Raw genomic sequence first — 26,448 nt, forward strand, 5'->3', positions numbered from 1 at the left:
TTGCAATAGTGTTAGAGGTTCACGACAGATACCTTTGGGCATTTGCAACGTTTGGGCGACATGCCCTTTGGCAGCATCTGGCGAAATTCTCCATCATCTCGGGGCAACCGACAGGCCCAGTAAAAAGTGTTTCAAAATTACTAGTTACTAGCTGCCAGTTTTCTTTTGTCATTCCAAGCTTACTTAGCAAGCGGTTAGGAAGCTTTGGGACTTTGCAGATATCGTTATTACTCTCTGCATTCATCGTATCAGTGATAAGCTGCAAATAATCGGTAAATGCGAAGGGCAACGGCACTGTGTTCTTGTGGTGACTATCGCTAAAGGGCATCAAAAACTTAGGCGTTTTATTCGAGCGTTTGGCATTCAACCGATATTGGATACTAGTATGGTGAGAGTTGCTTAGCGTCGTCGCTATTTTTGCTCGAATGGGATTTAAATCGACGTAAGCCATTACACTGGCCAGTGCTTTCTCATCGAGTATAGCTTGTGACCTAAACCTTCTTTCCCAGAAATAGCCCTTACATTCATCTTCTTTGTTAGCTCTTCGAGCAATATATTCATTGAGCATACGCATAAACCAGCTGATGCTTTGAAGTCGCTCTCGATATAAAACAGATAATGATTTCAATTCAGCAAGTTCTTCTGACGTTACAGAATCAAAGTTTTCTAAATATCGCTGCACTACGGGCGGGCATTTATAAAACATCCTCCACCGAAGCAAGACCTCATCCATCGTCCAGCCTTCAGCTCTGCCTTTTGCTATATGTAATACCACATGAATGTGATTGTGCATAACAGCGTAGGCGCATAGGTCGATGGCAAAAGCTTGAGAAAGCTTATGGAGCCTGTCTTGAATCCACTTTCTTCTATGCTCATAGTTTATGCCAGTGCGGGCATCGCGACCACAAAGGTAAGATTGCCTCACGCAGCGAGAAATGCAGTGGTAATAAGGTGTAACATCAGTATTTATTTGCTTGTAACGAGGTAGAGGCATATCCGTATCCCATAGTTATTTATTGACATTATGAGATTTACGGCGTCAATTTTAAGTGGTCTTTGGGACAGTTTTAGGGACGGTTATTTTTCATGAGTGCTCTTTCGATCAAATCTCAGAACTGGCAATCGTGGACAGACACTCGAATTTCATAACGGATAGACGTCAATCGTTAAGTCTATTTGACCCAAAAGAAAAAGGACAGACACCCTTATTCGCCGGGTTTCTGTCCTTTCTAATTTCCTTATTGCAAAGCCGCCTCTACTAGCAAGAGGACTAAGCAAAAGTACCAACGAGTGTCTGTCCCTAACAATTTAATTTAAAGGGCAAGTTATACAAACACGTCAACCCTAGAACCCACACGCCCATCGTTAGCGCTTGAGGTCTGCTGTGTGCTCTGGGGCTGAGTCTCGCGACTTTCTTGCACATTACGGGGCTCAACCTGTTGAGTAGGTCGCTGTGGCGATTCTAAGACAGTGGAAACAGGAGACGAATTAACAGAAGAAACGTCCATAAACAAACCTCGCATTTAAAAAATCACTTGATAAGATTAGCACAATTATTGAGCGCTAAGAATTAAACTTCTTAAGTGTCTGTCCATAAAATTAGCGATCAAAGGCTGTGCCTCAGCATTGGGATGAATACCATCGTTTTGCATTAAGTCCTTATTTAGCGCTATTTCTTCAAGGAAAAATGGAATTTTTTGAACGTCCTGAGCTTCCGCTACTTTATTGAAGTTTTGAGTAAACATCTGCGTATAGCGCTTGCCATAATTAGAAGGAATTTGCATTTCTTGCAGAAACACTACGGCATTACTCTCCTTCGCAACACTTACCAGTGAATCTAAATTATCCCTAATCTTACCGATATTATGGCCCTGAAGGCCGTCATTACCGCCCAGTTCAATCAATACATGGGTAGGGTTGTGTTGCTCTAATAAACGGGGAAATCGCGCTAAACCACCGTCAGTGGTCTCTCCGCTTACCGCAGCATTTACAATATCAATCGGAATGTTGTCGTCTTGCCACATCTTTTGTAACAAACTGACCCAACCCTCATGTTGCTGTAATCCATAAGCCGCGGATAAACTGTCACCTAAGATAAGTAAAACCGCATTTTCGCTTGTGTCGCTCTGCTCGGCTTGATCTGATAGCGCTTGAAAGGGTATTAAAAGAATAAGTAAAAACGCGAACAAACAACGAAATTTAACAAACACGAATTGATGACCTCTTATGATAAAAGCTAATGCTGTAACCAAAGTAGTGGATACGAGTGAAGGTTCACTGCAGATCCTTCGTCCTATTTCTTTTGAAGTCAAGTCTGGTGAGTCCGTTGCCATTATTGGCGCGTCAGGCTCGGGTAAGTCAACTCTTTTGGGCTTGTTAGCTGGACTTGACCAAGTTACAGAAGGGGAAATTTTCTTAGATGGCGAAGCACTTCACAGTATGAATGAAGAAGAGCGCGCAATTTTAAGAGGAAATAAAGTAGGCTTCATCTTCCAAAGCTTTATGTTAGTTCAAAGCTTAACAGCCTTAGAAAACGTGATGCTACCGGCAGAAATTGCAGGGCTTGATAACCCAAGGGCACTAGCTTTGGGTATTCTAGAGCAAGTCGGATTGAAACATCGCGCACATCACTTCCCGAATCAGTTGTCGGGGGGCGAGCAACAGCGTGTTGCCATAGCGCGAGCATTTATTACCTCTCCCAAAATACTTTTCGCCGATGAGCCTACCGGCAACCTAGACGCCAAAAATAGTGAAAAAATCGAAGCGCTGTTGTTTGAGATGAATAGAGAAAAAGGCACAACTCTCGTACTCGTAACTCATGATAACGAGCTTGCGGAACATTGTGACAGGCAACTCACTATGAATGCTGGCGAATTAGTTGAAACAACTGGCGCGAACACAATGAATAAGAAAGAGGCGGTTTAGATGTCGACGTCTTTTAATTTAGCTTGGCGGCTTTTCAAGCATGAAGCTAGACGTGGTGAACTGACCATCATATTGCTGGCCATTGTGCTTTCTGTGGCAGCCGTATTGTCGTTGTCACTTTTTAGCGAGCGTTTACAGGGCGCACTAAAGTCTCGCTCTGCGGCTTTCATTGCAGCAGATGCGCAACTTCGTTCAGACGACCCTATAAACGAGGAATGGTTGGCTAGAGCCCGAGAAGAGGGCCTTGCGACGGCAAAGCAGGTAGCAACACGTTCAATGGTATTTAAAGGCGACGAGATGTCGCTTGTTGATTTACGAGCCGTGAATGACGCTTATCCACTGAAAGGGACAGTCAATATTACCGACCAGCCTTTTGGAGAAAAACGCAATACTGCAGAATTACCTCAGTCTGGGGAAGCATGGGTACAGTCTCGGCTTTTTCAGAGCTTGGGGCTTTCTATTGGCGATAGTATCGATATTGGTGATGGCACTTTTACCGTTACGCATGTATTGGTAGATATTCCCGATGCTGGTTTTAGCGTGTTTAATACTGACCCTATTGCGCTAATTAACTTAAACGACTTGGAAAAAACTGCGATAACCGGGCCAGGGAGTCGCGCTCGTTATGTGGGCTTTTTTGCCGGTGATGCGGGTGACATAGAAAACTTCAATACCTGGTTATTGCCCCAATTAAATGACGACTTACATTCGTGGCGTACAGTCGAAGATGACGAGTCAGCGATAGGGCGTTCTGTCGCAAGTGCTGAGCGCTATTTTCTGTTAGCGAGTTTGTTAGCAATAGTATTAGCGGCCGTTTCCATTGCCGTTGCTGCTCAGCGTTATGCTCAACGTCACTTTGATCCCGTAGCAATAATGAAGACCTTGGGGGCAACAAGCAGTACCATTCGAAAAGTCTATTTGTTCCAAATTTTATTTATCACTGGGCTTGGTATTTTTATTGGCCTCGTTATAGGTTTTATCGGTCAGCAAGTAGTGATTTCACTTGTAGCGGACAGAGTGGATGTATCTCTTGATGTGTGGCATTGGCGGCCGCTTTTAATCGCCGTTGCTACAGGCGCTACGTGTGCATTGCTCTTTTCCTTATATCCGCTTTTGCAGCTATTTTCAGTTCCTCCGCTTCGCGTATTAATAAAGGACATATCAGCGAATTTACGTTCCAGAAGCATTCAGTTCGTGGCTTCCGGTGGCGCAATATTCTTACTGATGTGGATGTATAGTCGAGATTTAAAAATTAGCGCTATTCTTTTCGTTTCTGGCGCTGCGTTGGTGCTCGGATTACTTGGTGCTACGTATATCTTAATTGCTGTAGGTCGCAAGCTGGGCAGTGGAAGAATGGGGGCGTGGCAGTTGGCATGGGCACGTATTAAGCGACGTGCAATGGACAACAGCGTGCAGCTTATTAGCTTTTCCGTCACCATTATGTTGCTTTTAGTGGTGCTGGTAATGCGCAACGATATGGTTTCGCAATGGCGCTCGCAATTGCCCGAAGGTACACCCAATTATTTCTTAATTAACATTACGCCAGACATCCAACCAGAATTGGACAGACACTTCGCTGACAATGGAGTAAAAATCGAAGAGTTTTATCCTGTCATTCGAGGCCGATTTGTTTCGGTAAATGGAGAAGGGGTAAACACCGAGGTTTCTAAAGAAGATGAGCCGAATCGAGAAGGCCGAAGAGGTTTAGGCAGAGAAGCAAACCTAACTTGGAGCAACGCGCTTCAAAAAGAAAACGAGGTCATTGACGGGAACTGGCATGGCGATGAGGATAAACACTACAGCGAAGGATGGTTCCCGGTTTCCGTTGAAGAAGGCGTTGCAGAAAGGTTGAACATTAAAATGGGCGATCGGCTTACTTTTAATGTGGGAAGCGAGATTGTCGAAACGAAAGTAACGAGTATTCGTACTGTGAATTGGCAGACTATGCAGCCTAACTTTTTCTTCGTTATTCACCCTGAGGCAATGGCCGCATTTAGCCCAACTTATATTACTAGTTTCTACCTTCCTACCGAGAGAAAGGCAGAGTTAACTAACCTACTTAAACCGTTTGCATCAATAACTATGTTCGACGTTGATGCTCGAATTAATCAGTTGCGAGAGATTGTGGATCAGGTGTCTGTTGCCGTTGAATTTATTTTGGTGCTGGTATTGTTAGCGGGCAGTCTGGTATTGATTGCACAAGTACAGGCGAGTATGGATGAACGCAGACAGGAAATAGCCATACTTCGGACGCTAGGTGCAAAGGGGGCGTTGATAAGAAAAAGTGTTATTTTTGAGTTTGTTATCATTGGTGTAGTAGCAGGCTTTATGGCAGCAATGGCCAATGAGTTGAGCCTTTATTTACTTCAAACCTCTGTATTCCAAATGGAAGCAAGCTTACACCCAGAATACTGGGCAATAGCGCCAAGCGTTGGCGCTGTCGTTGTAGGCATATTAGGTGCGTTTGGATGCTGGCGTTTGCTTACACTTAATACCAGTCAGATGCTGCGGAATATGGTTTAGGTATTGTTGCGTTAGTTTAAAATGCGCTTTAATACAAAACGGACAGACGCTCGGTCAAGTGCCGTTTAGATTAAGGGCAGTGGACAGTCACTCAATTCAAATGAGTGTCTGTCCACTGTGCATTTCACAGCAAAGTTCACTAATTACAAAAGAATGGTTTTCGCGAAGAGTTTGAGAAGTGCTCTGGTTTGATAGTAAATAGATGTTTTTGAGGTTTGTAACTAAGCAAAGTGCCTCGCGATAATGTTGTGCAATAAATGTGGACACACACTTGCTTAGCAATTCAAGTGACTGTCCACAAGGCACATAACGAATTTCCGTAATTCAACTATGCGCGATATATTTCTCTTAGCGCCTCGTCGATAGAAGGGAAGTCAAAACTGAAGCCGGCGGTAGTAAGCTTTTGAGGAATGACTCTTTGCCCCTCAAGTATCATCGTCGACGATTCGCCCATTGCTATTTTCATAACAAAGCCCGGGACATTGAACAGGCAAGGTCGATTAAGTGATTTTGCGAGCGCTTTAGAGAACTCCTTGTTCGTCACTGGTTCTGGTGCCGTTAAATTAAATGCACCAGAACATGCACTATTCTCGAGCAAGAAGGAGATAGCACGCACCATATCTTGTAAGTGGATCCAGGCCAAATACTGACTACCACTCCCAAGTGTACCTCCGGCCCCCAATTTAAACGGTAGTGCCATTTTCTCTAACGCTCCGCCTTTTTCGGTGAGAACTACACCAGTTCGAAGCGTTACGACACGTGTCTTAGCTTGATCTACACTTTGGGCAATAGTCTCCCATTTAGCGCACAGTTCATGGGTGAACTCGTTATGAGGAGGAGTTTCTTCAGTTACAAGCTTGTCTCCTTGATTGCCGTAGTAACCAATCGCGGAGCCCGATAAGAAAACAGGCGGAGGCGCATCACAACTATTTATTTTTGAGACTAGCTCAGAAGTGATGTCCCAGCGGCTATTGCAAATTATTTTCTTTTGAGTGTCTGTCCAGCGCTTATCGGCGATAGGCTCACCAGCTAAATTAATTACTGCGTCGAAATTCTCAAAATTCTCTATCGAAGAAACGTTCTCGACGATTTTGACGTTATCCCCCAATTTGCTCTTTGCTTTTGCAAAGTCGCGAGAAATCACCGTAAATTCATGTTCTCGAGAATATTGACGAATAAATTCGCCTCCTATCAGCCCTGTTCCACCGGTCAAAAGAATGTTCACAATTAGCTCCTCGAGGTATGACCTTATCCCGTCTTATTGCAAGATAGTGTCAGGGACACGGAATCAGAAAATCTAAGGGCATGTGGCTTATCGACCTCAACCTCAGCGTAGCGCACCGAAGAATGTTCTGCGGCAATGCTTAGCACATCGGCGGTAAGTTTTTCCAGAAGAGAAAAACGGTTGTCTTCTACAAGCTTGATGATTGCCTTTGTAATCGTTTTATAGTTAAGCGCATCACTCATATCGTCGGTGTTCGTCGCTTTTTCAGCGTCGTAATCAATTTTCACGTTAACAACAACGTCCTGCTTGTTTTTTATTTCATCTTCATTGATGCCGATGTATGTGCGTAGTCTTAAGTTTTTAATTTTAATAGTGGCGAGATTAAAGTTCATTGAAGTCTCTTGTTTGTAGTTGTTTATAAGTCGTTGTAAAGTGTTGTCGTTTCAGTCAGGAATGTAGCACAAAATGTCAATGGAACTACGCTCGCCAACAGCAAAAATTCTAATCGTTTTAGCATGTTTAGTAGTGGTAATGGCTGGTATTAAAGCCGCCAGTACGATCATGGTACCGTTTTTTCTCTCTATTTTTATAGCGATCGCGTGTAGCCCAATAATACGTTGGACTTCGAAATTCGGCGTGCCTAAATGGCTCTCTATAACTTTTGTTATACTGCTTATCGTTGTTTTTGGTTTTCTTTTAGCTGGCTTAGTTGGCCAGTCTATGACCGAGTTTCGAGAAAATCTGCCAGAATACAGAAGTAAGCTTGATACAGAGTTTGCCTGGGTTGTGTCCAAATTGGCTGAATTTAATATTCACATCAATAGAGAGTTAATTGCTTCGCACCTTGACCCAGCGACGGCTATGTCTGTAGCAACAAATTTCATCAGCGGGATGGGCGGCGTACTTTCAAACCTATTCCTTATTCTTCTTACTGTCATATTCATGCTTTTTGAAGCAGACAGTATTCCCCGCCGGTTGCATATTGCCCTTGCCGATCCTGGAATGAAACTAAAGCATATCGACAGATTTATTCGTTCTGTGAACAGTTACTTAGCGATAAAAACTGTGGTCAGTTTAGGAACAGGTCTGATTATTGGTATTTGGCTGTATGTGATGGGAGTAGATCATTTCATGTTATGGGCTGTGTTGGCTTTCATGCTCAACTTTATTCCTAACATTGGCTCAATTATCGCTGCTGTGCCCGCAGTGTTGATAGCCTTTGTTCAACTTGGCCCTGCCTCAGCAGGTTTCGCAGCGCTTGGCTTTGTGCTTGTTAATACCATCATGGGAAATATGGTGGAACCCAGATTGATGGGTAAAGGCATGGGGCTCTCTACACTTGTAGTATTCCTTTCGTTAATATTTTGGGGGTGGCTGCTAGGCACCGTTGGAATGTTGCTATCAGTTCCGTTAACCATGGTGGTAAAAATAGCATTAGAGTCTCGCGAAGAGAGCAAGTGGCTTGCTGTGCTGTTATCGAGTGAAGGTGAGAAGTCTGCGTCGTAACTTAGTGGAAGTAGAAAGTGGACAGACACTCAGCTGTTTTAGCGTAATTCTTCGAAAGACTGCACTCAAGCTAGATAAAAGCGACTGTCTGCTTCTACTTGTACAATTTTTACGCCCGAAAAAGAAAGGTTAAAAGGCGACAGACACGCAATCCATTTTAAAACAGAATTTTCTCATTGGTTTCTAGCTAAACAGTCAGTTGAGAATGTGTCTGTCTGCCCCAAACTTTTGTGTAAATCTAAGTGTGTGTCCACTTTCCATACGCACCAAATTTTTGTAGGAACTCAAGTGTCTGTCCACTCTCATATTTGAGGAATTGAAAGCTAAAGGGGTTAACGATCATGCACAAACTTCGTTGTACTTTTTAAAGCACTATTCGTGATTGGGAAATTGAATAACGATACGAGCACCGCCAAGCGAACTGTCCTCGATGAGCATTCTACCTTCGTAGATTGAAACTAAATCGGCCGCCAACGCCATGCCTATTCCGTGGCCTTCTGTATAGGTATCAAGTCGAGTTCCTCGCTCTAACAAAAGCACCTTTTTGTCGTCAGGAATACCAGGGCCGTCGTCTTCTACTTTAATTGTTAGCCAACCAGCACGCTTCGACGCTGATACGATAATTCTATTGGTCGCTGCTTTGCATGCATTGTCTAGAAGGTTGCCACATAGTTCCATGAAGTCGGTCTCGTCTCCTTTAAACTGAGTATCCTCATCCAGTTCAAACTCAATAGTAAGGGCTTTATCTTGATAGACCTTGTCCATTGCATCGGCAAGCTTGTGCAAAATGGGTAATATATAGATAGCTTGTTGCCAGCCAGATTTTCCAGCACTCGCTCTTTTCAGCTGGCGTTTAATGATTCGGTCAATTTGCTGTAATGCTTCGTTTACCTCAGTAGGTAAATCGCTAGTGCCCGATGCTACTGCCAAAGGCGTCTTCAAACTATGTGCTAAGTCTCCTAAACTGTTTTTATATCTCGCCCTTTGGGCGGCCTCAGTTTGAAGCAAACCATTAATGGATTGTTTTAAGGAATCGAATTCAACGGGATAGCGTGATTCTAACTGGCGTTTATGCCCACTTGAGGCTTGTGAAATTTCGTCAATTAACTTCCTAACGGGAAGAAGTACTAGGCTAATCCCGATAATAATAAAAATTAGGAGCGCTATACAGAGCGTGAAAATCCACTGCCACGTCGTGTCTAAGAACGTATTCCGCTCTGCTTCAAAAAGTGCTTTATTGTTAAATATATAAAACCGAACAGGCTCGAAGTCTTTACTTGAAGCAAATTCTGCAGTGAAGGCATATACAAAAAACTGGGAACCTTCTTCAAACTTAGGTGTATGGGAATCCAAAAATAACTCGTTACCGACTGCAACGTCTATCTCTGGTGGTGAAAAGGTATATTCAAGAGCTGAGGCTGACTGCCAAATTACTTCGTCTCGAAACACAATCACGCCAAGATAACCTGATCCCGGAAGGTTTAACTGCTCTTCGTATAAAATTTCAGGCATATAGGGCAGGTCGCCATCTAACTCGAAAGCCGATAACAGACCTAAGTTCATCAACCTAAGCTCACTCATCTTGGCTTGCGTAAGGCTATCAGTATATGCCTCGTCTAAAATGACAACAGTAAAGGGCGCAAATAACGCTAGAAGAACAATCGCTAGAAAGATACTCCGAAGACGTAGCGACAATTGCCTCATAAACTTCTATTTATCCTATAGCCTCTACCTCGAAGGGTTTCGATTGGCTTTAACTCACCGGTCGGGTCCAGCTTTTTCCGCAGTCTTCCCACGAAAACCTCTATTACATTACTATCTAAATCGAAATCTTGGTCATAAATGTGCTCGGTTAGCTCTGTTTTAGAGATGACCTTTTGCGGGTTAAGCATAAGGTACTCCATGACTTTGTATTCGTAAGCTGTTAGATCCAAAGCTTGACCGTTTAACGATAGTTCTTCACTAACGGTATCCAGCGAGATAGGGCCGAACTGAATGGTTGGGTTCGCTTGTCCTGAAGCTCGTCGAATTAGTGCTTTTGTTCGAGCAAGTAACTCTTCGTTGTGAAAGGGTTTGGTGAGGTAGTCATCGGCTCCGGCATCAAGGCCTTCCACTTTCTCTTGCCACCTATCTCTAGCAGTTAAAATGAGTATAGGGCAGGAAATATCAGCTTGACGGGCTTTTCGTATAACCTCAAATCCGTCTAGCTTTGGCATGCCGATGTCGACGATAGCCAGGTCATAGCTATATTCTTTAATGAGAAAAAGCGCGTGCTCACCATTATCTGCGAGGTCTACGCTATAGCCATTTTGCTGAAGGAGCGCATCAAGCTGGGTTAATAATCTGCTATCGTCTTCGGCTACGAGGATACGCATGTTAGTCCTTATCTTTATTTGTTTTTACCTTGCCTGAGCGTTTGTCTACATCTACTGATACTACTCGCCCTGACTTTTTAAGTACTTTTACCCGGTAGTTTTTTGAGGTCTGTTCAACTTTTAAGACGCGTCCATTTACAGCAACGCGAGCACGCTCAGCAGCTTCGCTTTTTGATATATCGCCGCCAGAGTCTTGAAACGCCAAAGCTGGCGCTGTGTTAGACAAAGCTAACACTAAACAAACTACTGCAACACGAAGCGATAATTTCATACAACCTCACAATTATTATCCCACTCAGGCCAAACTACAGATAAGTATAACTTGGTTAACTGAACCGATTCTGAACTGGGTTTAGTCTACCTTGCGGAGCAAAAGCTGTATATAAGCCTTAAGTAAATGGCATTTACGAAAGAGCAAATATTGTGGACAGACACTTAGTTGCTAAGAGGCCACAAGTCAAAATGAGAGTGTCTGTCCACAAGTCTATTTCTAAGCTTCAAAGTGACGCATATATTTAAGTGCTCTCGTTAGTAAGTCATATTGAGTAATCTTTACTTCTACTTTGAAAAAGTGTCTGTCCACTTTGTTGATTGTTATTAAGGGGGACCAATGTTTATTGTGCAAACGAGTGACTGTCCACGGTTTTTGTAAATTAGTTCTCAACGCTCATATGGATGTACGAGTGTGTGTCCAAAGCTGTACCTAACTAGTGTGTAGTGAAGAGCTTACGTTTCTCAATAACTCTTTTGGCAGCTGAGCGGGATGATATTGACTTTTTTGGCATGCCACGTGCGAGGCATAAGCTTCAGATGAATCAACAAAACGAAAATAAGCTGTTCAGCTCAACTACTTAATTAGATAGTAAAGTCGGACAGACATTCATTTTCAACAAGGAGAAGTTATGTCTAGCGATATTAAGAAAACAATGTGGAAAGCAATGTCAGATAGTCCAAAAGTCATGGTAAGTCTGGTTGGTGAGGATATGCATGCCGAGCCTATGTACGCCCAACTTGATAAAGACGCTGATAGTGAGTTTTGGTTTTACACTAGTCGAGACAACCGCATTGCTAAAGGTGGAAAAGCCATGGTTCACTTTGCATCCAAAGGTCATGATGTATTTGCTTGTATCCGAGGCAACCTCACTGTTGAATCACGTAAAGACGTGATTGATAAATACTGGTCTAATCCAGTAGAAGCATGGTTCGAGAAAGGTAAAGATGATCCTTCTTTATTAATGCTTCGCTTTGAACTTATAGATGCAGAAGTGTGGGATGCAGATCCTTCGCTAAAAGGCATGTTTAAAATGCTCACTGGTAAAACGGTAAAGCCAGAAGAGATGGGTGAACACGAAAAGGTCGAACTTTAAACGCAGCATTTTGGGCCAATTTTATGGCGAAGCTTGGAGGTGTTAGGAGACTTACTCAGAGGAGCGAGTGTCTGTCCACAAGGGATTGTTTATTGCGATTGTTGGCTGATTATTAAGTGACTGTCCACTATCAATGATGTGAAGCTTGGTGAACGATTACAAGTGTGTGTCCACATTATTTCGGTAAATAAGTGTCTGTCCAAAGTTAGCTTCATTATTGTTGAAGAAACAAAAAAGCCCCTGAAAACCAAAGTAATCTGATTTTCAGGGGCTTTCGCTATTTAACATTAATTACGATATAACGCTTAGCTCAAAATCTAAGGCAAGACCTTTTTGTAAGGTTTAACTACAACACTTTCGTAAACACCAGCTTCGATGTACGGATCAGCGTCTGCCCATGCTTGAGCAGCTTCTAGTGAATCAAACTCTGCTACTACTAGAGAGCCGGTAAAGCCGGCTGGGCCAGGATCTGGGCTATCTACAGCAGGGAAGGGGCCTGCCATAACTAAACGGCCCGCATCTTTTAATACATTCAAACGTTCAAGGTGAGCAGGGCGCGCTACCAAGCGTTTTTCTAGACTGTCCGCAACATCGGTTGCACAAATCATATATAGCATGCGTTTATCCTTTCGCCGTAGCGGCTTTCATGCTTTCAACAAAGCTGCCGAGCTCGCTTAGCATTTTGTGACTGTCCGATAAATTGGCAGCGATAATATTCACTGTCGCCGAGCCTGAAATTGCGCCAGCGGCACCAGCGTCAATAGCAGATTTAACCTGTTCCGGTGTAGAAATACCAAAACCTAACAATGCTGGTGCTGCTTTGTGTTTGTTCAAGCGCTCAATAAGCTCTGAAGCAGGCACGTTTGCGGCAGTTTCTGCGCCAGTAACGCCAGCACGACCCAGCAAATACGTGTAACCTTTCGAGTATTCCCCGATTTTTTCCATGGTTTCGTCAGTAGCATTAGGTGGTGCAATCAGAATTTGTGAAATGCCAGTGGCTTCGGCTGCTTTTTGAAAAGGTGCCGCTTCGCGAATAGGAACGTCAGCGACCAAAATTGAGTCAACGCCTGCCTCTTGCGCTTTATTGTAAAAGTTCTCAATACCTTGGGCCATTACTAAGTTGCTGTACAGTAGCAAGCCGATAGGCACATTAGGATATTTTGCGCGAACACGTGAAATAACGCCCAAGCAATCTGCTACCGTCACCTTATTACTTAATGCGCGAATGGCAGAAGCTTGGATTGTGGGGCCGTCGGCGATGGGGTCAGAGTAAGGTATACCTAACTCAAGTGCGTCAGCACCGCTTTCTACCAGCTGGCAAATAATGGCTTCAGATTGCGCTAAATCGGGGTCACCTACCATTACAAAAGGTACGAAAGCGCCTTGGTTCTTTTTATCAAGCCCGGCAAACATTTGTGCATATCTATCCATTATAAATCGTCCCCTAAAATGTTGATAACGTGCGCTAAATCTTTGTCGCCACGACCTGATAAGTTAACTACGATGATGGTTTCTTCTTCCGCTTCATCTGCCATATTAAGCGCGTGCGCTAAGGCATGCGACGATTCAAGGGCAGGAATAATACCTTCTTTTCTTGCAAGCAATTGGAATGCGTTCAGCGCTTCTTCGTCGGTGGCGGCCACGTATTCCGCTCGGCCAATGTCGTGAAGATAAGCATGCTGAGGGCCAACAGCAGGGTAGTCCAGTCCAGCAGATACTGAGTAGCTCTCTTCAATCTGGCCTTCTTTGTCTTGCATAATGAAGGTGTATGCGCCGTGAAGAATACCTTTTGTACCCGTCACGATAGTTGCGCCGTGCTCTTTGGTGTGCACACCTTTACCCGCAGGCTCAACGCCCACCAGGCGTACAGAAGGCTCTTCAATAAAGTCTGCAAACATACCGATAGCATTTGAGCCTCCGCCCACACATGCCACTACTGCGTCAGGTAAGCGACCTTCTTTTTCCATAATTTGTGCGCGAGTCTCTTCGCCAATCATGCGGTGATATTCACGAACAATAGTCGGGAACGGGTGAGGACCCGCGGCTGTGCCTAACAAATAGTGCGCTTTATCATAGTTTGCTGACCAGTCGCGCATGGCTTCGTTTACGGCATCTTTAAGGGTACCTGAGCCTGCGTTTACAGGAATAACCTCTGCGCCCATAAGCTTCATTCGGAACACGTTTGGCGCTTGACGCTCAACGTCTTTCGCACCCATATAAATACGTGCCTTTAGCCCCAACAATGCACATGCTAACGCAGTTGCAACACCGTGTTGGCCCGCGCCTGTTTCGGCAATAACTTCTTTTTTACCCATGCGCTTGGTAAGTAGCGCTTGGCCCAACACCTGGTTAGTTTTGTGAGCGCCACCGTGTAGTAAGTCTTCACGCTTTAGGTATAACTTCACCTTTGGGTTACTTACCAGATTGCGAGTTAACGTCATTGACGTTGGGCGACCGGCGTAGTCTTTTAACAGAGATAAAAACTCTTCGTTAAATGTCGGGTCGTCCTTGGCATCCAAAAATGCTTTTTCCAGTTGGTCTAGTGCTGGAATTAGTAGTTCGGGCACGTACATGCCACCAAATTCACCAAATTTTGTATCTAACTGGTTCATTACGTTGTCCTGTATTTAAATTAGTAACGGCGGCAAATGGCAAAAAGCGCGTCGAGTTTTTCTTCGCTTTTCACGCCGGGTGCGGTTTCTACGCCTGAATTCACATCAATAGCACCACAGCCGGTTGCAATAGCTTCTGCAACATTCTGGGCGTTAATACCGCCAGCAAGCACTAACTTATGCTTCGCTTCGATATCGTTTAATAGTTGCCAGTTGAACGCTTCGCCTGTACCGCCTTTGGCATCACCCACTTGGCAATCCAGAAGAACACGGCTTACAAGGCTATTTTTTAAGTGTCTGTCCACTGCGTCTGGTAGTGCGCCAGAAGAGGTTGCTTTAACACCTTCGACTTTCCAAATTTCACAACCTTCTGGAAGCTTGGCAGCAAGCGCTGAAATGTAGGTGTCATCTTCGCTGCCGTGAAGCTGCACGGCAAAAAGGTTGAGCAAGGCGGCGAGTGATGCCACTTCATCAATGTCGTGATTAACGAACACACCAACAAAAGCACCGTCAATGCTCTGCGTTATAGTCAAAGCCTGTGCTTCGCTCACATAGCGTGGCGATTTTTCAGCGAAGATAAGCCCGCCAAAGCTAGCGCCTTTATCAAACGCCATTTGCGCTTGTTCGGGGTTGGTAAGCCCGCACACTTTAACTGCGCCATTCACTAACGTTTTCACAGCGCGCGGTAGGTCAGCCTCTGCCATTAACGCACTGCCCACCAAAAAGCCTTGGGATACAGGCGCTAAACGAAGCACGTCTTGATGTGTGTATATGCCCGACTCTGAAATAACCACGTAGTCGTGCGTGGCTTTTTCAAGCATGGGCACAAGGAGTTCGGTTGTGGCTAAATCGGTAGAAAGGTCGCGTAAGTTGCGATTATTGATACCAATGATGTTGGCTTCAAGGGCAATAGCGCGCTCCATTTCTTCTTCATTACTTACTTCGGTAAGAATGTCTAATGACAGAGCATTGGCAACGCTTGCCAACTCGCGATATTCGTCATCATTTAGCACACTAAGCATTAATAGCACTGCGTCGGCATTATAGTGACGGGCTAGATACACTTGATAGGTATCAACGAAGAAATCTTTGTTAAGCACAGGCTGAGCAACACGCTCAGTAACATAAGCTAAGTACTCAAATTTACCTTGGAAGTACTTCTCGTCTGTCAGCACAGAAATACCGGCAGCATAAGGCGTGTAAGCCGCTAAGATCTCGTCTAAATCGAAATGCTCTCGAATAAGACCTTTTGAAGGCGATGCTTTTTTGCATTCGAAGATAAAGCCTGCGTTTGGCTCACTAAGTGCGGCAAATAAACTCTTTTCGGAAGGAACTAGATTCGCCTTGAAGCTTTCCAGCGGCAGTGCTTCTTTGCGTGCGGCCACTTCTTCTCGTTTGTCTGCAACAATTTTCTCAAGCACATTAGCCATTCGTGCTTACCTCCTGAGTAATTTTGGCAACCTTCGTTAATAACTGCATGGGTAACCCTTCGGCCATAGCGTTCATCGCCATTTCAGCCCCTTCTTTGAAGGTTGAGGCTTTGCCGGTTACTTTCAACAGTGCCCCGCAGTTCATGGCGATAGCGGCACGGTGCGCCTCTTTACCTTCGCCGTTTAGCGCTGCTTCAACAAATTGTCTGTTTTCTTCAGGTTCACCGCCCTCAATCGCAGAAAGAGGATAATGAGGTAAACCGAAGTCTTCGGCGGTAACGGTAAGCTTGCGAATATCGCCATGCTCAAGGTCGTAAATCATTGATTCGCCGTGAAGCGCCAGTTCATCCAAGCCATCGCCATGCACTATCATTGCGCGGTGTTGGCCAAGCAGCATAAGGGTTTTTGCGTAAGGTTCAAGCAGTTCAGGAGAGTATACGCCGAAAACGCCATGAGTTGGACCCGCCGGGTTTGCCAGCGGCCCCAGTATATTAAATAAGGTTCTGGTCTTCATCGCAGCGCGCACGGGGGCTGCGTGGCGCATACCGGCGTGATAAACCGGTGCAAAAAGAAATGTGAAATTTGCTTCATCTAAGCACTTGCGGGAAGTTTCTGGGCTTATTTCTAAATTAAGACCAAACTGGCGAAACAAATCAGCAGAGCCAGACTTACTCGATACACTGCGATTACCGTGTTTCGCCACCTTCACGCCACAAGAAGCGGCAACCACCCCAGCTGCACTGGAAATATTAATGGTGTTGTGGCCATCTCCGCCTGTACCAACGATATCTGCAAACTCATAAGACGGTGTGGGAAAGGGCAGTGCATTGGCAACCATGGCACTCGCCGCACCCGCAATTTCGCTGGGAGATTCTTTTTTCATTTTCAGCGCAGTCAGCACTGAAGCAATCATCACCTCGCTTTGTTCACCGTGCATGATGCTGTTAAACAAGCTGTATGCCTCGGTTTGCGACAGTGATTCTCGCAACATAATTTGTTCTAGTAGAGGGCCTGCATTAAGCATGGTTCGCTCCCTGTAACGTTAAATAGTCAATACTTTGCTTTAACAGCATACTGCCGTGGGCTGTTAAAATAGATTCTGGGTGAAATTGGAAACCCAACATGCGATCTTCGCTGTTGTAAACTGCCATTACGGCCTCACTGCCGTCATCGTTTATTGTAGATGCGCAAACAGTAAGGTTTTCAGGCAATGAATGTGCCACTAAAGAGTGGTAGCGTGCTACATGTAAGGGCTGCTGTAAGCCTTTGAACATGGCGTCTTCAGAATGGGTAATAGCAGAAGACTTGCCGTGCATAACTTGGCTGGCGCGACCTACGGTGCCGCCGTAATGCTCAACAATGGCTTGGTGGCCTAAGCAAATTCCAATAACGGGGAACACGCCGTGTACCTTTTTAAGTAGCTCAGGCATACAGCCAGCTTCACTTGGTGCACCTGGGCCTGGCGACAGCATAAGAAGCACTGGGCCTTTTGTTGCTTGTTCCTGCATTCTTTCAAACAGAGCATTTGCTGAAACCGTGTTGCGATAGACTTTAATGTCTAGGTTTAAGGTGCGCAGTTCGTCCACAAGGTTGTAGGTAAATGAGTCTACATTGTCGAGCAAAAATAGGGTGGTCACTTGCTGATTCATGCGTTGCCTCCTTCATTTAATGCAACGTTGATACTTTCAGCTTCTTCTTGTAGCGCTGCTTTTACTGCACCAATTACCGCTTGTGCCTTAGCGCGGGTTTCATCAGCTTCAGCTTGTGGAACCGAGTCATATACTACACCTGCACCCGCTTGAATATAAGCCGTGCCGTTTTTCACAAACGCTGAGCGAATGACAATACAAGTGTCCATATCGCCTTGACCATTCAAGTAGCCAACCGCACCGCCATAACTGCCGCGGCGTTTTTTCTCTACTTCGCGAATTAACGTCGCTGCGCTTACTTTTGGTGCGCCAACTAGAGTGCCCATATTCATGCAGGCTTGATAAGCGTGCAGTGGATCTAAGTCGTCACGTAGCTGGCCAACCACGCGTGACACCAAGTGCATCACGTGAGAGTAACGGTCAACTTTTAGCAAGTCTTTCACATAGCGCGTACCTGGGCGACTCACTTTTGCAACATCGTTTCGGGCAAGGTCAACCAGCATAATGTGCTCAGACTTTTCTTTGGTGTCTTCGCGAAGGTTGAGCTCAATACGGCTGTCTAAATCTCTATCAATACTGCCGTCGGGGCGCTTGCCACGTGGACGGGTACCGGCAATCGGGTAGATCTCTACCTGATTACTTTCTCTTTCGTATTTGAGCGCTGATTCAGGAGAGGCGCCAAATATGCTGAAAGCGGCATCTTGCATGTAAAACATGTAAGGGCTTGGGTTTGATTCTTTAAGTTTAGCGTAAGCAAGTAGCGGCGACGGGCAGGGGAGAGAGAATGTGCGCGAGGGCACAACCTGAAAAATGTCGCCGGCTAAAATGTGCTGTTTTAAGTCCAGCACATGGTTGCAAAACTGTTCATCACTTAAATCAACACTAACTTCAACGCTTGGGTCAAAAGAAGAAAGTGACTGTCCGTTTTGAGTTTCGTTTGAGTTTTCTGAGTTGGAAACGAGTGACTGTCCGCTTTGTGCTTCACTTTCTACATCAGCAATCTTTGCTGTATTTGCACCTACTAGCACGGGTTCAGCGGGCATATCGTGTAGCTGCTGATGAATTGCTTCTAAGCGCTGAGCAATGGCAAAGTATTGCTGGGCTACGTCTTGTCCGCTAAAAACACTGCCAATTAAATGGGTTTCGCGGGTTTGGTGGTCAACGGTAATTAAAGTTTCTGCTAAGTAAAATACAAAGTCTGGACAGTCATTTTCACCTTCTGCAACGTTAGGTAATTTTTCAAAGCCTGCTAGCATGTCATAGGCAAAAACACCGCCTAAGAAAACGGCGTGGGGATGCTGGCGGATTGGCGTTATCTTATTGATAACAATGCGAAGCGCGTCCATTACGCTTGCGGCCTTTAAGCGGCTGTCTTCGTCAAGTTCACCGTCGGCTTCATCACACACCAACGTAATTGAAGTGTCTGTCCTTTCTTTGATGTGTAGGCCGTCAGGGGCGTGGTCAACAAATAAAGGTAACACTGAAGCGCCGTTGCCTGTCAGTGCTTTCACTTCAACGCGGTTGCCCCGGCATTCCATGCGCAGTGCTGCGTCAACCATTAACAAGCTTTGTAAATCGTCTTTAGAATCAATTTCTGCCGACTCTAAAAGCAATGCGTTATTTTTATTGCCACAAAGGTGGGCAAACGCGGCAAGTGGATCATCGACATAGTGTCCCACCTGCTCAATTGTCTCTACCTTACCTGGAGAAATCCCCAGTTCCGCTAAACTCATTTTTGCTACTCTCCAACTGCAAAAAGACAAAAAAAAGGCCCGTATTAACGGGCCTTTATGTGTATTCATTCACGCACTACAGTGCACACCGCCCGTTAAGTTAGGGAGTGCCACCACCAAGCTGCAACTGTCATTGCTGTTGAAATATTGTATGAATGCATGAATTACTCGTTGTTTTTCCAAACTTCAATAGGATTTGAAGCGGTTAGTACGTATACTTTGTGTGTATAGAAGAAAACAAATTGCCGTTTGTGTCAACCTAAAATTTGCATAAGACATTGAAAATAGATCTACACAGTCATACAAAATTCTCTGATGGCCACCTAACGCCAGAAGAATTAATCCTTCGCGCGCACACCATGCAGGTGGATGCGCTTGCCGTTACCGACCACGATACCGTAGCCGGTTTGGAAGAAGCACATGCTACTCAATCGAAGCAAAAACGTGCATTAACCATTATTGATGGTGTTGAAATTTCCACCACTTGGCACAGTTTCGATATCCATGTAGTTGGATTCCCTGTTACGCCGATTCAAGGCGTTTCATCATCGGCTGCAAGGCCAGTCTCAAACCCGAGAAGCTCGAGCTGAAAAAATTGCTGATAAGCTCGAAAAGTGTGGGTTTGAAGGTGTTCTAACGCGAGCAAAAGCGCTAGCGGGCGTTGGCCAGGTGACACGGGCGCACTTTGCGCGCGTATTAGTAAATAACTACGGTGTGCCAAGTATGGACGCCGCGTTTAAAAAGTATCTTGGCAAAGGCAAACGAGCTGCAGTTAAAGCAGAGTGGCCAAGCATCGAAACGGCTATCGAGTGGATCCACGATGCAGGTGGACAAGCTGTACTGGCTCATCCTGCTCATTATGATATGACAGCGAAGTGGCTACGGCGCTTGGTGGCATTGTTCGAACAAGCCGGTGGCGACGCCATTGAAACCGCATTTCCAGGTATCAATAAAACCAAACAAGAGCTTATTAATGAGCTTGCACAAACCCATCAGTTACTAGCATCGGCGGGCTCTGATTTTCACTTTCCGTCTCGTTGGACTGAGCTGGGTAAGAACCTCGGCATTAGCAGTAAGCTCACACCCGTATGGCATAATTGGAAACAATTTGAAGGGCAGGTGGCCGAGAGCTAAGGAAATCTAATTTGCAACGCTCTCGGTATAAATGGGCAAGGTAAGGCAAATGGTTCACGTACGGTTGATGAGCGCTAAAGCTAATTAAAATGCCGAGAGTTGGTTGGTAAAAAGCTTAAAAACGAGTTTTACCCACGAGCTTAACCAGCAAGCTTTACGAGTGGACAGACACTTACCTCGTTGGCAAAGTAGTATCGTTCTGCGCGTTTAAGAAAAGGAAGTAATTATGAGTCAATTTTTCTATGTGCACCCCGACAACCCGCAAAAGCGCCTAATTAGTCAGGCTTGTGAGTTAATTCGAGAGGGAGCAGTGGTGGTGTATCCGACAGACTCAGGCTACGCCATAGGTTGCCAAATGGAAGACAAAAAGGCGCTTGAGCAGTTGTGTCGTATTCGTCAAATCGATAAAGATCACAACTTTACCTTAATGTGTCGAGACATGTCTGAGCTATCAATTTACGCAAAGGTAGACAACACGGCGTTCAGGCAAATTAAGAACAACACACCAGGGCGTTACACCTTCGTGTTGAAAGCGACCCGCGAAGTACCAAAGCGTTTGCAAAATCCTAAACGTAAAACCATAGGTATTCGCGTGCCCGATAACGCCATTGCACTTGCATTATTGGAAGAGCTGGGCGAGCCGTTGATGTCAACGTCTTTGATTTTGCCAGGTAACACCATGGCCGAATCAGACCCAGATGTCATTCGCGACAACTTAGAAAAGCAAGTAGGGCTTATTATTCACGGTGGTTACATTGGTGAGCAGCCCACTACCGTGGTTGATTTGTCGGAAGACACACCAGTAATTGTGCGACATGGCACGGGCGATCCGTCTCCCTTTGAGTAACTTTCGTTAGGCTGGCTTTTTGAAGAGACTGTTTTAAATAGGTTATTTTAAATAGCTTCTTTTGCTAGTTGCAGGTGGGAGTTATAGTAGGAAACCGTAAGCTATGTTGCGAGGGCCTGTAGCGCTTCGGTTTGCAGCGAAGCGCTGCAAGTTCTCGCGTGAACGCGTAAATAATAATATCAATAATCGCCGCTTTGTTAGCGCGTAAAAACGGTTGTGGAACTGTGTCAGAGCTTGTTGAAGAAAATAATAACGATAATGATGCCTCTGTTGAGAAGGGGCTTTTGACACCTGTTCAGCAGCCGTTGCCACTTGCGTTTATTAATGGCGAAGCGCTAATTGAAAAGCCTGAAGATCTCTTCATTCCCCCCGATGCCCTAGAGGTCATATTAGAAACCTTCGAAGGGCCGCTCGACTTACTACTTTATCTGATTAGAAAACAAAAGTTTGATATCACCACACTGCCCATCGCTGATGTTACCAAGCAGTATATGGAGTATGTGGATGCCATGATGTCGCTAAAATTAGAGCTGGCGGCAGAGTACTTGCTGATGGCAGCCATATTGGCGGAAATTAAGTCCAGGCTTCTACTTCCTAAACGCAGTGACGATTCCGACGAAGAAGAAGACCCTCGAGCAGAGCTTATTCGCCGATTAAAAGAATACGAGCTAGTAAAGCAAGCGGCAGAAGATTTAGATATTCAGCCTAGACTTGAACGGGATATTTTCACCACTCACGTTGAACTAAGTGAGAATGTGGCGCCAATTCGCATTGAGCCCGATGTGTCTTTAGCTGAAATTGTATTGGCGTTCAGTGCGGCCATGAAGCGCGCTGAAGCGTTTGAACACCATACCATTGCACGGGAAGCACTGAGCACGCGAGAGCGCATGTCGCTCATTTTGTCGTTACTCACAACAACAGAATATACGCCACTTGAACGCCTATTTACGGTTGAAGAAGGTAAAGCTGGGGTAGTGGTTTGCTTCTTAGCAATTTTAGAATTAGTAAAAGAACAGCTAATTTTATGCATTCAGGCAGGTCCTTATGCAAAAATTCATGTAAAATTAGGTGCCCATGAAGAAAATTAACACGGCGCAGCTTAAACAATTGGTAGAGGCAGCAATATTTGTTGCTGATAAACCTATTTCAAAGCAGCATTTAAAAGAAACGGTACTCAATGAGTTTACCGTCGCTGATAGAACCTTGAGTAAGGTGATTAACGAGCTAAAGTTAGACTATCAGCCAAGAGGCATTCAATTGGTGGAAGTAGCAAGTGGCTATCGCTTTCAATCGTTAGATGCGTTAAGCCCGTGGTTAAGCAAATTGTGGCAGGAAAATGCGCCAAAGTATTCTAGAGCAATGCTCGAAACCTTGGCACTCATTGCCTATCGTCAACCTATAACCCGCGGAGAAATAGAGCAGGTAAGGGGCGTGGCGGTAAGCAGTAATATTATAAAGACACTCACAGAACGAGACTGGGTAAAGGTAGTAGGCCACAAAGAAGTGCCTGGGCGACCAGCACTTTATGCAACTACCAAAGGCTTCTTAGACTATTTTTCGATGACGTCGTTGAGCGATTTGCCCAATGCTGATGCTTTCGAAAACATGGCTGAAAGCGTTGCGTCAGACTCGCCGCTTAAGGTGTTAAATGAGGCACCGTCTGAATAGACCGTGCGACCGTAAACAAGCAATTAAAGAGTGAAAACCCATGACTGAAAAGTTGCAAAAAGTACTGGCTAACCAAGGGCTAGGCTCGCGACGAGAAATGGAACGTTGGATTGAAGAAGGCCGAGTATCGGTCGATGGCACCAAAGCAACATTAGGAGATAGAGTCGACCACACCGCACAAATCCGTGTTGATGGTCATTTGCTATCTCGTCAAACAGAACAGCCAATTTGCCGAGTGTTGATGTACAACAAACCCGAAGGTGAATTGTGTAGCCGTCACGACCCTGAAGGTCGCGATACGGTATTTGACCGTCTACCCGCTATTCGACTAGGGCGCTGGATCACCGTTGGTCGTCTAGACATGAACACCAGTGGCCTGCTGTTATTCACTAACGATGGTGAATTAGCCAACCGCCTAATGCACCCTAAGTGCGAAGTAGAACGCGAATACGCAGTACGTGTATTCGGTGAGGTAACAGGCAAAACACTACATACCCTTCAAAAAGGTGTAGAGCTGGAAGACGGCGAAGCAAAGTTCCTGACAATTTCAGGTGCGCCTACGCCGCAGCATGCTGAAGATGAAAGCATGAACCGTTGGTACAACGTAACGTTGAAAGAAGGGCGTAACCGCGAAGTGCGTCGTCTTTGGGAGTCGCAAGGCGTGCAGGTAAGCCGTTTGATCCGTGTTAAGTATGGCCCAATTGAATTGCAAAAGCGTCTACCCCAAGGTGCGTGGGTAGAACTAGGATTAGAAGACGTGAACGCGCTTCGTAGCCATGTTCAACTGCCGGATGAAACGCAAACTATGGTTAATGTGCGCCAGGGCAAACTTGACCACGCGCGTTTAAGTCGCATGCGTCGCTCGGTTAAAAAGCATAAAGTGCGTAAGCAACAAGGCTTAAATAAACGAGCTGGGCGTCCCGCCAAACGTAAGTAATAGTTAATTTATTCTTGACGTGTAAGTGATTACTCAAAGCCGCAAGCGTTCGCTAGCGGCTTTTTTATTTCAGTGACGTGCATTCTTCAACTTAATCACTAGGTTTGTCCCCCATTTAATTCTGATTTCAGTCACGATGATTACGATCTTCTTTCTAAGCGATGGCGTAGCAAAGTGTGAAGCTGCTACGTCAAGTAGGGTAAGACCAAAACGGAAAAGGAGATAGTAATGAAAGATATGCCTCAGTTAGGAATGGGAACGTTTCGATTGAAAGGTGACGAGGCCCGTGAGTCAGTCAGTAAAGCGCTAGAGGTTGGTTTCAGACACATTGATACCGCACAATTTTATGACAACGAAGCACAAGTTGGCGATGCCATAAAAACCAGCGGCCTTGATAGAAGCGAACTGTTTGTCACCACCAAGGTGTGGCACGAGTCATTGGGCGATACCCATTTTATTCCAAGTGTTCACGAAAGCTTAGAAAAGCTGAAGCTAGAATATGTTGATTTGCTTCTTATCCATTGGCCATATCCTGGCAATGATATTTCACTCGAAAGTTACTTAGGCAATCTTGCAAAGGCGAAAGAGCAAGGGCTTACTCGTCATATTGGGGTGTCTAATTTCACTATTGATTTGTTAGATAAGGCCGAAAAGGTTCTTGGTAAAGGCGAGATTTACACCAACCAAATTGAAATCCATCCTTTCATGCAAAATAAGAAAGTTGTTGAAGCGTGTAAGGAAAAAGGCATAAAAGCGACTGCATATATGCCATTTGCGGTAGGAAAAGTAATGAAGGACGAAACGTTATTGCGAATAGCACAAAACCACGATGCGACGCCGGCGCAAGTTGTTCTGGCGTGGATGGAGAAACGTCACATTTACGCAATCCCTTCATCAACCAGTAAAGTACACTTGGCGGAGAATTTAGCTTACGGTGGTGTACACTTAACTGATTCAGAGCTCGCGCTTATTGATGATCTTGATAACGGCGACCGAATTGTAAACCCGGATTTTGCTCCAGACTGGGATTAACGATTTGTAGAGAGCGTTTGTCTTTAGACTACTAACGGGATAGCGTTTAATTTTACCTAGCTCTGTGTACAGGGCTAAAATCAGGGGCCGCCTTTGAGGTACTAATGGCGGCCCCTGAAGAGTCTTTGAATTACCGGTTCAGATTAAATCGATAGATGTGACTTGGAATGGACTCGTGTAAAGGTGTTTTTTAAGGCATGTGATACCGAAAACATCACATGCTCTATTCGGCTTGCTCTATTTCTTTGATGACTTTGGCAGGGTTACCACCTATGACCACATTGTCGCCAAAAGACTTAGTTACCACCGCGCCAGAGGCCACAACCACATTGTCTCCCAACGTTACGCCAGGGTTTATGACCGCCATACCACCAATCCAGCAATTATCGCCAATAGTAATGGGCTTGGCGAACTCGATGCCGGTTGCCCTTTGTACAGGATCTAATGGGTGCGTAGCGGTGTACAAGCCGACTTGAGGCGCAATCATGCAGTTATCACCTATCGTGACCTTCGCTGCATCTAAAATCACACAATTGAAGTTAGCGAAAAAATTTTCGCCTACGTGAATATTTTCGCCGTAATCACATTTGAATGATGACTCGATGTAAAGCCTTTTTCCAGTACTACCAAACAGCTCTTTTAGTAGTTTTGTACGCTTTTTGTGGTCACTTTGACAAGTTGTGTTGAGCTCGTCTAATTGCATACGGCATTGCTTGCGCAATGCCGATAATGTTTTGTCTGACGGAAAGTATAAATCGCCAGCAAGCATCTTTTCTTGTTCAGTCATGCATTTCCAGTAGGTAAGCTTAAATGATTAAGCCAATACGTTACTGTGCACTGCCGTAGCTTACAATGACTTTTTGTTTTAGTTCATCGCTTTCAATGTCTAAGTTAACAGGACGGTGCAAAACAATGTTGCCGTCTACAGTAACCGATGCACTAATCGATAGGGTAGGTTTGTTGTCTGATTTCTTGCCCCAAGCGCTTTCACTTTCCTTATATACGATATCGCCTAAAACGTGAGAAGAGCCAGATAAAGTAATATCGCCGTTGAGTGTTTTGATGTGTTTTTCAATGGTTGTATCAACGGCTGTTATGTCTCCATTCACTGTTTCAACGCTACCGCCAATTGCACTTTGCGTAGGAAGCGTAACATTTCCATTCACGGTCTCTACACCCTTAAGTACATTGAGGTGTGAAGCTGCGCTTACATCGCCATTTACAATATCGATATTTCGGACAGACACATGGCTACCCATTTCAAGATTGCCGTTAACGATGCTGACTTCATCCGCGCCACCATGATCGCTAATTTCCACATTGCCATTAACAGAAGAAATATCACCAGCGTGTTTCCCTTCAGCTATGTCAATATTGCCTAGAATAGAACTGAATCGCTGCCTTCTAATGCGCTAGCGTCGCCAACATGGATAACGCAGCCAGTAAGCAAAGAGGCTGAAAGCAACATAGCTGCACTAGCAATAA

The 26,448-nt window shown here is 45.0% G+C and carries 26 protein-coding genes and 1 pseudogene; 11 read left to right on the forward strand and 16 right to left on the reverse strand.

Annotation, left to right across the window (positions count from 1 at the left end; genetic code table 11):
• Positions 1-19: 19 nt before the first annotated feature.
• Positions 20-994 (reverse strand): transposase, encoded by a 975-nt coding sequence (locus MASE_RS06385; protein ID WP_014948929.1) that lies wholly within the window; start codon positions 992-994, stop codon positions 20-22.
• 559 nt (positions 995-1,553) lie between these two features.
• Positions 1,554-2,210, reverse strand: coding sequence for an arylesterase (locus tag MASE_RS06390; protein ID WP_014948930.1), 657 nt, complete (start codon positions 2,208-2,210; stop codon positions 1,554-1,556).
• Positions 2,211-2,226: 16 nt separating this feature from the next.
• Here MASE_RS06390 and MASE_RS06395 point away from each other — a divergent pair, with 16 nt between their 5' ends.
• Together MASE_RS06395 and MASE_RS06400 are read left to right on the forward strand one after the other, a co-directional pair.
• A complete protein-coding gene (locus tag MASE_RS06395; RefSeq protein ID WP_014948931.1) occupies positions 2,227-2,925 on the forward strand; it encodes an ABC transporter ATP-binding protein in 699 nt (232 codons plus the stop codon).
• Positions 2,926-5,448, forward strand: coding sequence for an ABC transporter permease (locus tag MASE_RS06400; protein ID WP_014948932.1), 2,523 nt, complete (start codon positions 2,926-2,928; stop codon positions 5,446-5,448). It abuts the gene before it with no gap.
• Between the two features lie 328 nt (positions 5,449-5,776).
• Here MASE_RS06400 and MASE_RS06405 read toward each other — a convergent pair whose 3' ends face one another.
• Complete coding sequence (locus MASE_RS06405; RefSeq protein ID WP_014948933.1) at positions 5,777-6,673, reverse strand: TIGR01777 family oxidoreductase; 897 nt, start codon at positions 6,671-6,673, stop codon at positions 5,777-5,779.
• A 23-nt stretch (positions 6,674-6,696) separates the two neighbouring features.
• Positions 6,697-7,065, reverse strand: a complete 369-nt coding sequence (gene folX / locus MASE_RS06410; RefSeq protein ID WP_012517852.1) for a dihydroneopterin triphosphate 2'-epimerase — start codon at positions 7,063-7,065, stop codon at positions 6,697-6,699.
• Between the two features lie 73 nt (positions 7,066-7,138).
• On the opposite strand from folX, the gene MASE_RS06415 reads away from it, so the two are divergent.
• Positions 7,139-8,179, forward strand: a complete 1,041-nt coding sequence (locus tag MASE_RS06415) for an AI-2E family transporter (RefSeq protein WP_014948934.1) — start codon at positions 7,139-7,141, stop codon at positions 8,177-8,179.
• A gap of 372 nt (positions 8,180-8,551) precedes the next feature.
• Here the strand turns inward: MASE_RS06415 and MASE_RS06420 are convergent, their stop codons facing one another.
• From MASE_RS06420 to MASE_RS06430, 3 genes are read right to left on the reverse strand one after another with little or no spacing between them, the layout of a single operon-like run.
• Positions 8,552-9,883 (reverse strand): ATP-binding protein, encoded by a 1,332-nt coding sequence (locus MASE_RS06420; protein ID WP_014948935.1) that lies wholly within the window; start codon positions 9,881-9,883, stop codon positions 8,552-8,554.
• Positions 9,880-10,554, reverse strand: a complete 675-nt coding sequence (locus tag MASE_RS06425; protein WP_014948936.1) for a response regulator transcription factor — start codon at positions 10,552-10,554, stop codon at positions 9,880-9,882. The genes MASE_RS06420 and MASE_RS06425 overlap by 4 nt, the downstream gene beginning before the upstream one ends.
• Before the next feature lies 1 nt (position 10,555).
• Positions 10,556-10,825 (reverse strand): PepSY domain-containing protein, encoded by a 270-nt coding sequence (locus MASE_RS06430; RefSeq protein WP_014948937.1) that lies wholly within the window; start codon positions 10,823-10,825, stop codon positions 10,556-10,558.
• A gap of 631 nt (positions 10,826-11,456) precedes the next feature.
• On the opposite strand from MASE_RS06430, the gene MASE_RS06435 reads away from it, so the two are divergent.
• The gene (locus MASE_RS06435; protein ID WP_014948938.1) at positions 11,457-11,921 is read left to right on the forward strand and encodes a pyridoxamine 5'-phosphate oxidase family protein; all 465 of its coding nucleotides are present in this window, start codon (positions 11,457-11,459) and stop codon (positions 11,919-11,921) included.
• A gap of 317 nt (positions 11,922-12,238) precedes the next feature.
• Here the strand turns inward: MASE_RS06435 and MASE_RS06440 are convergent, their stop codons facing one another.
• From MASE_RS06440 to MASE_RS06470, 7 genes are read right to left on the reverse strand one after another with little or no spacing between them, the layout of a single operon-like run.
• Positions 12,239-12,538, reverse strand: a complete 300-nt coding sequence (locus tag MASE_RS06440) for a YciI family protein (protein ID WP_014948939.1) — start codon at positions 12,536-12,538, stop codon at positions 12,239-12,241.
• Between the two features lie 4 nt (positions 12,539-12,542).
• Complete coding sequence (trpA, locus tag MASE_RS06445; RefSeq protein ID WP_014948940.1) at positions 12,543-13,352, reverse strand: tryptophan synthase subunit alpha; 810 nt, start codon at positions 13,350-13,352, stop codon at positions 12,543-12,545.
• On the reverse strand, positions 13,352-14,533 hold the full coding sequence (trpB, locus tag MASE_RS06450) for a tryptophan synthase subunit beta (protein WP_014948941.1): 1,182 nt from the start codon (positions 14,531-14,533) through the stop codon (positions 13,352-13,354). Before trpB ends, trpA begins: the two co-directional genes overlap by 1 nt.
• A 20-nt stretch (positions 14,534-14,553) precedes the next feature.
• Complete coding sequence (gene trpCF / locus MASE_RS06455; RefSeq protein ID WP_014948942.1) at positions 14,554-15,963, reverse strand: bifunctional indole-3-glycerol-phosphate synthase TrpC/phosphoribosylanthranilate isomerase TrpF; 1,410 nt, start codon at positions 15,961-15,963, stop codon at positions 14,554-14,556.
• Positions 15,956-16,987 (reverse strand): anthranilate phosphoribosyltransferase, encoded by a 1,032-nt coding sequence (trpD, locus tag MASE_RS06460; protein ID WP_014948943.1) that lies wholly within the window; start codon positions 16,985-16,987, stop codon positions 15,956-15,958. The genes trpCF and trpD overlap by 8 nt, the downstream gene beginning before the upstream one ends.
• Positions 16,980-17,612 carry an aminodeoxychorismate/anthranilate synthase component II gene (locus MASE_RS06465; protein WP_014948944.1) on the reverse strand — a complete coding sequence of 211 codons (633 nt, stop codon included), beginning with the start codon at positions 17,610-17,612 and terminating at the stop codon, positions 16,980-16,982. The genes trpD and MASE_RS06465 overlap by 8 nt, the downstream gene beginning before the upstream one ends.
• Positions 17,609-19,345 (reverse strand): anthranilate synthase component 1, encoded by a 1,737-nt coding sequence (locus MASE_RS06470; RefSeq protein WP_014948945.1) that lies wholly within the window; start codon positions 19,343-19,345, stop codon positions 17,609-17,611. The genes MASE_RS06465 and MASE_RS06470 overlap by 4 nt, the downstream gene beginning before the upstream one ends.
• Positions 19,346-19,623: 278 nt before the next feature.
• Here MASE_RS06470 and MASE_RS06475 point away from each other — a divergent pair.
• The 6 genes and pseudogenes from MASE_RS06475 to dkgB all read left to right on the forward strand — a co-directional run bounded on the left by MASE_RS06475 (position 19,624) and on the right by dkgB (position 24,963).
• Positions 19,624-20,479: pseudogene (locus tag MASE_RS06475) on the forward strand (PHP domain-containing protein).
• A gap of 226 nt (positions 20,480-20,705) precedes the next feature.
• The gene (locus MASE_RS06480; protein ID WP_014948946.1) at positions 20,706-21,326 is read left to right on the forward strand and encodes an L-threonylcarbamoyladenylate synthase; all 621 of its coding nucleotides are present in this window, start codon (positions 20,706-20,708) and stop codon (positions 21,324-21,326) included.
• A gap of 224 nt (positions 21,327-21,550) precedes the next feature.
• Positions 21,551-22,414: a segregation and condensation protein A gene (locus tag MASE_RS06485; RefSeq protein ID WP_014948947.1), complete on the forward strand. Its 864-nt coding sequence runs from the start codon at positions 21,551-21,553 to the stop codon at positions 22,412-22,414.
• The gene (gene scpB, locus MASE_RS06490) at positions 22,401-22,994 is read left to right on the forward strand and encodes an SMC-Scp complex subunit ScpB (RefSeq protein ID WP_014948948.1); all 594 of its coding nucleotides are present in this window, start codon (positions 22,401-22,403) and stop codon (positions 22,992-22,994) included. Before MASE_RS06485 ends, scpB begins: the two co-directional genes overlap by 14 nt.
• Before the next feature lie 40 nt (positions 22,995-23,034).
• Positions 23,035-23,931 (forward strand): 23S rRNA pseudouridine(2605) synthase RluB, encoded by an 897-nt coding sequence (gene rluB, locus MASE_RS06495; protein WP_014948949.1) that lies wholly within the window; start codon positions 23,035-23,037, stop codon positions 23,929-23,931.
• 228 nt (positions 23,932-24,159) lie between these two features.
• Positions 24,160-24,963 (forward strand): 2,5-didehydrogluconate reductase DkgB, encoded by an 804-nt coding sequence (gene dkgB / locus MASE_RS06500; RefSeq protein WP_014948950.1) that lies wholly within the window; start codon positions 24,160-24,162, stop codon positions 24,961-24,963.
• A gap of 223 nt (positions 24,964-25,186) precedes the next feature.
• Here the strand turns inward: dkgB and MASE_RS06505 are convergent, their stop codons facing one another.
• Together MASE_RS06505 and MASE_RS20210 are read right to left on the reverse strand one after the other, a co-directional pair.
• The gene (locus tag MASE_RS06505) at positions 25,187-25,750 is read right to left on the reverse strand and encodes a sugar O-acetyltransferase (protein ID WP_014948951.1); all 564 of its coding nucleotides are present in this window, start codon (positions 25,748-25,750) and stop codon (positions 25,187-25,189) included.
• Between the two features lie 40 nt (positions 25,751-25,790).
• The gene (locus tag MASE_RS20210) at positions 25,791-26,210 is read right to left on the reverse strand and encodes a hypothetical protein (protein ID WP_232362819.1); all 420 of its coding nucleotides are present in this window, start codon (positions 26,208-26,210) and stop codon (positions 25,791-25,793) included.
• On the opposite strand from MASE_RS20210, the gene MASE_RS20395 reads away from it, so the two are divergent.
• Positions 26,211-26,345, forward strand: a complete 135-nt coding sequence (locus MASE_RS20395; RefSeq protein WP_269719637.1) for a hypothetical protein — start codon at positions 26,211-26,213, stop codon at positions 26,343-26,345. It abuts the gene before it with no gap.
• Positions 26,346-26,448: the final 103 nt, after the last annotated feature.

The sequence above is a fragment of the Alteromonas macleodii ATCC 27126 genome (assembly GCF_000172635.2).
GTDB classification, from domain to species: Bacteria; Pseudomonadota; Gammaproteobacteria; order Enterobacterales; family Alteromonadaceae; genus Alteromonas; species Alteromonas macleodii.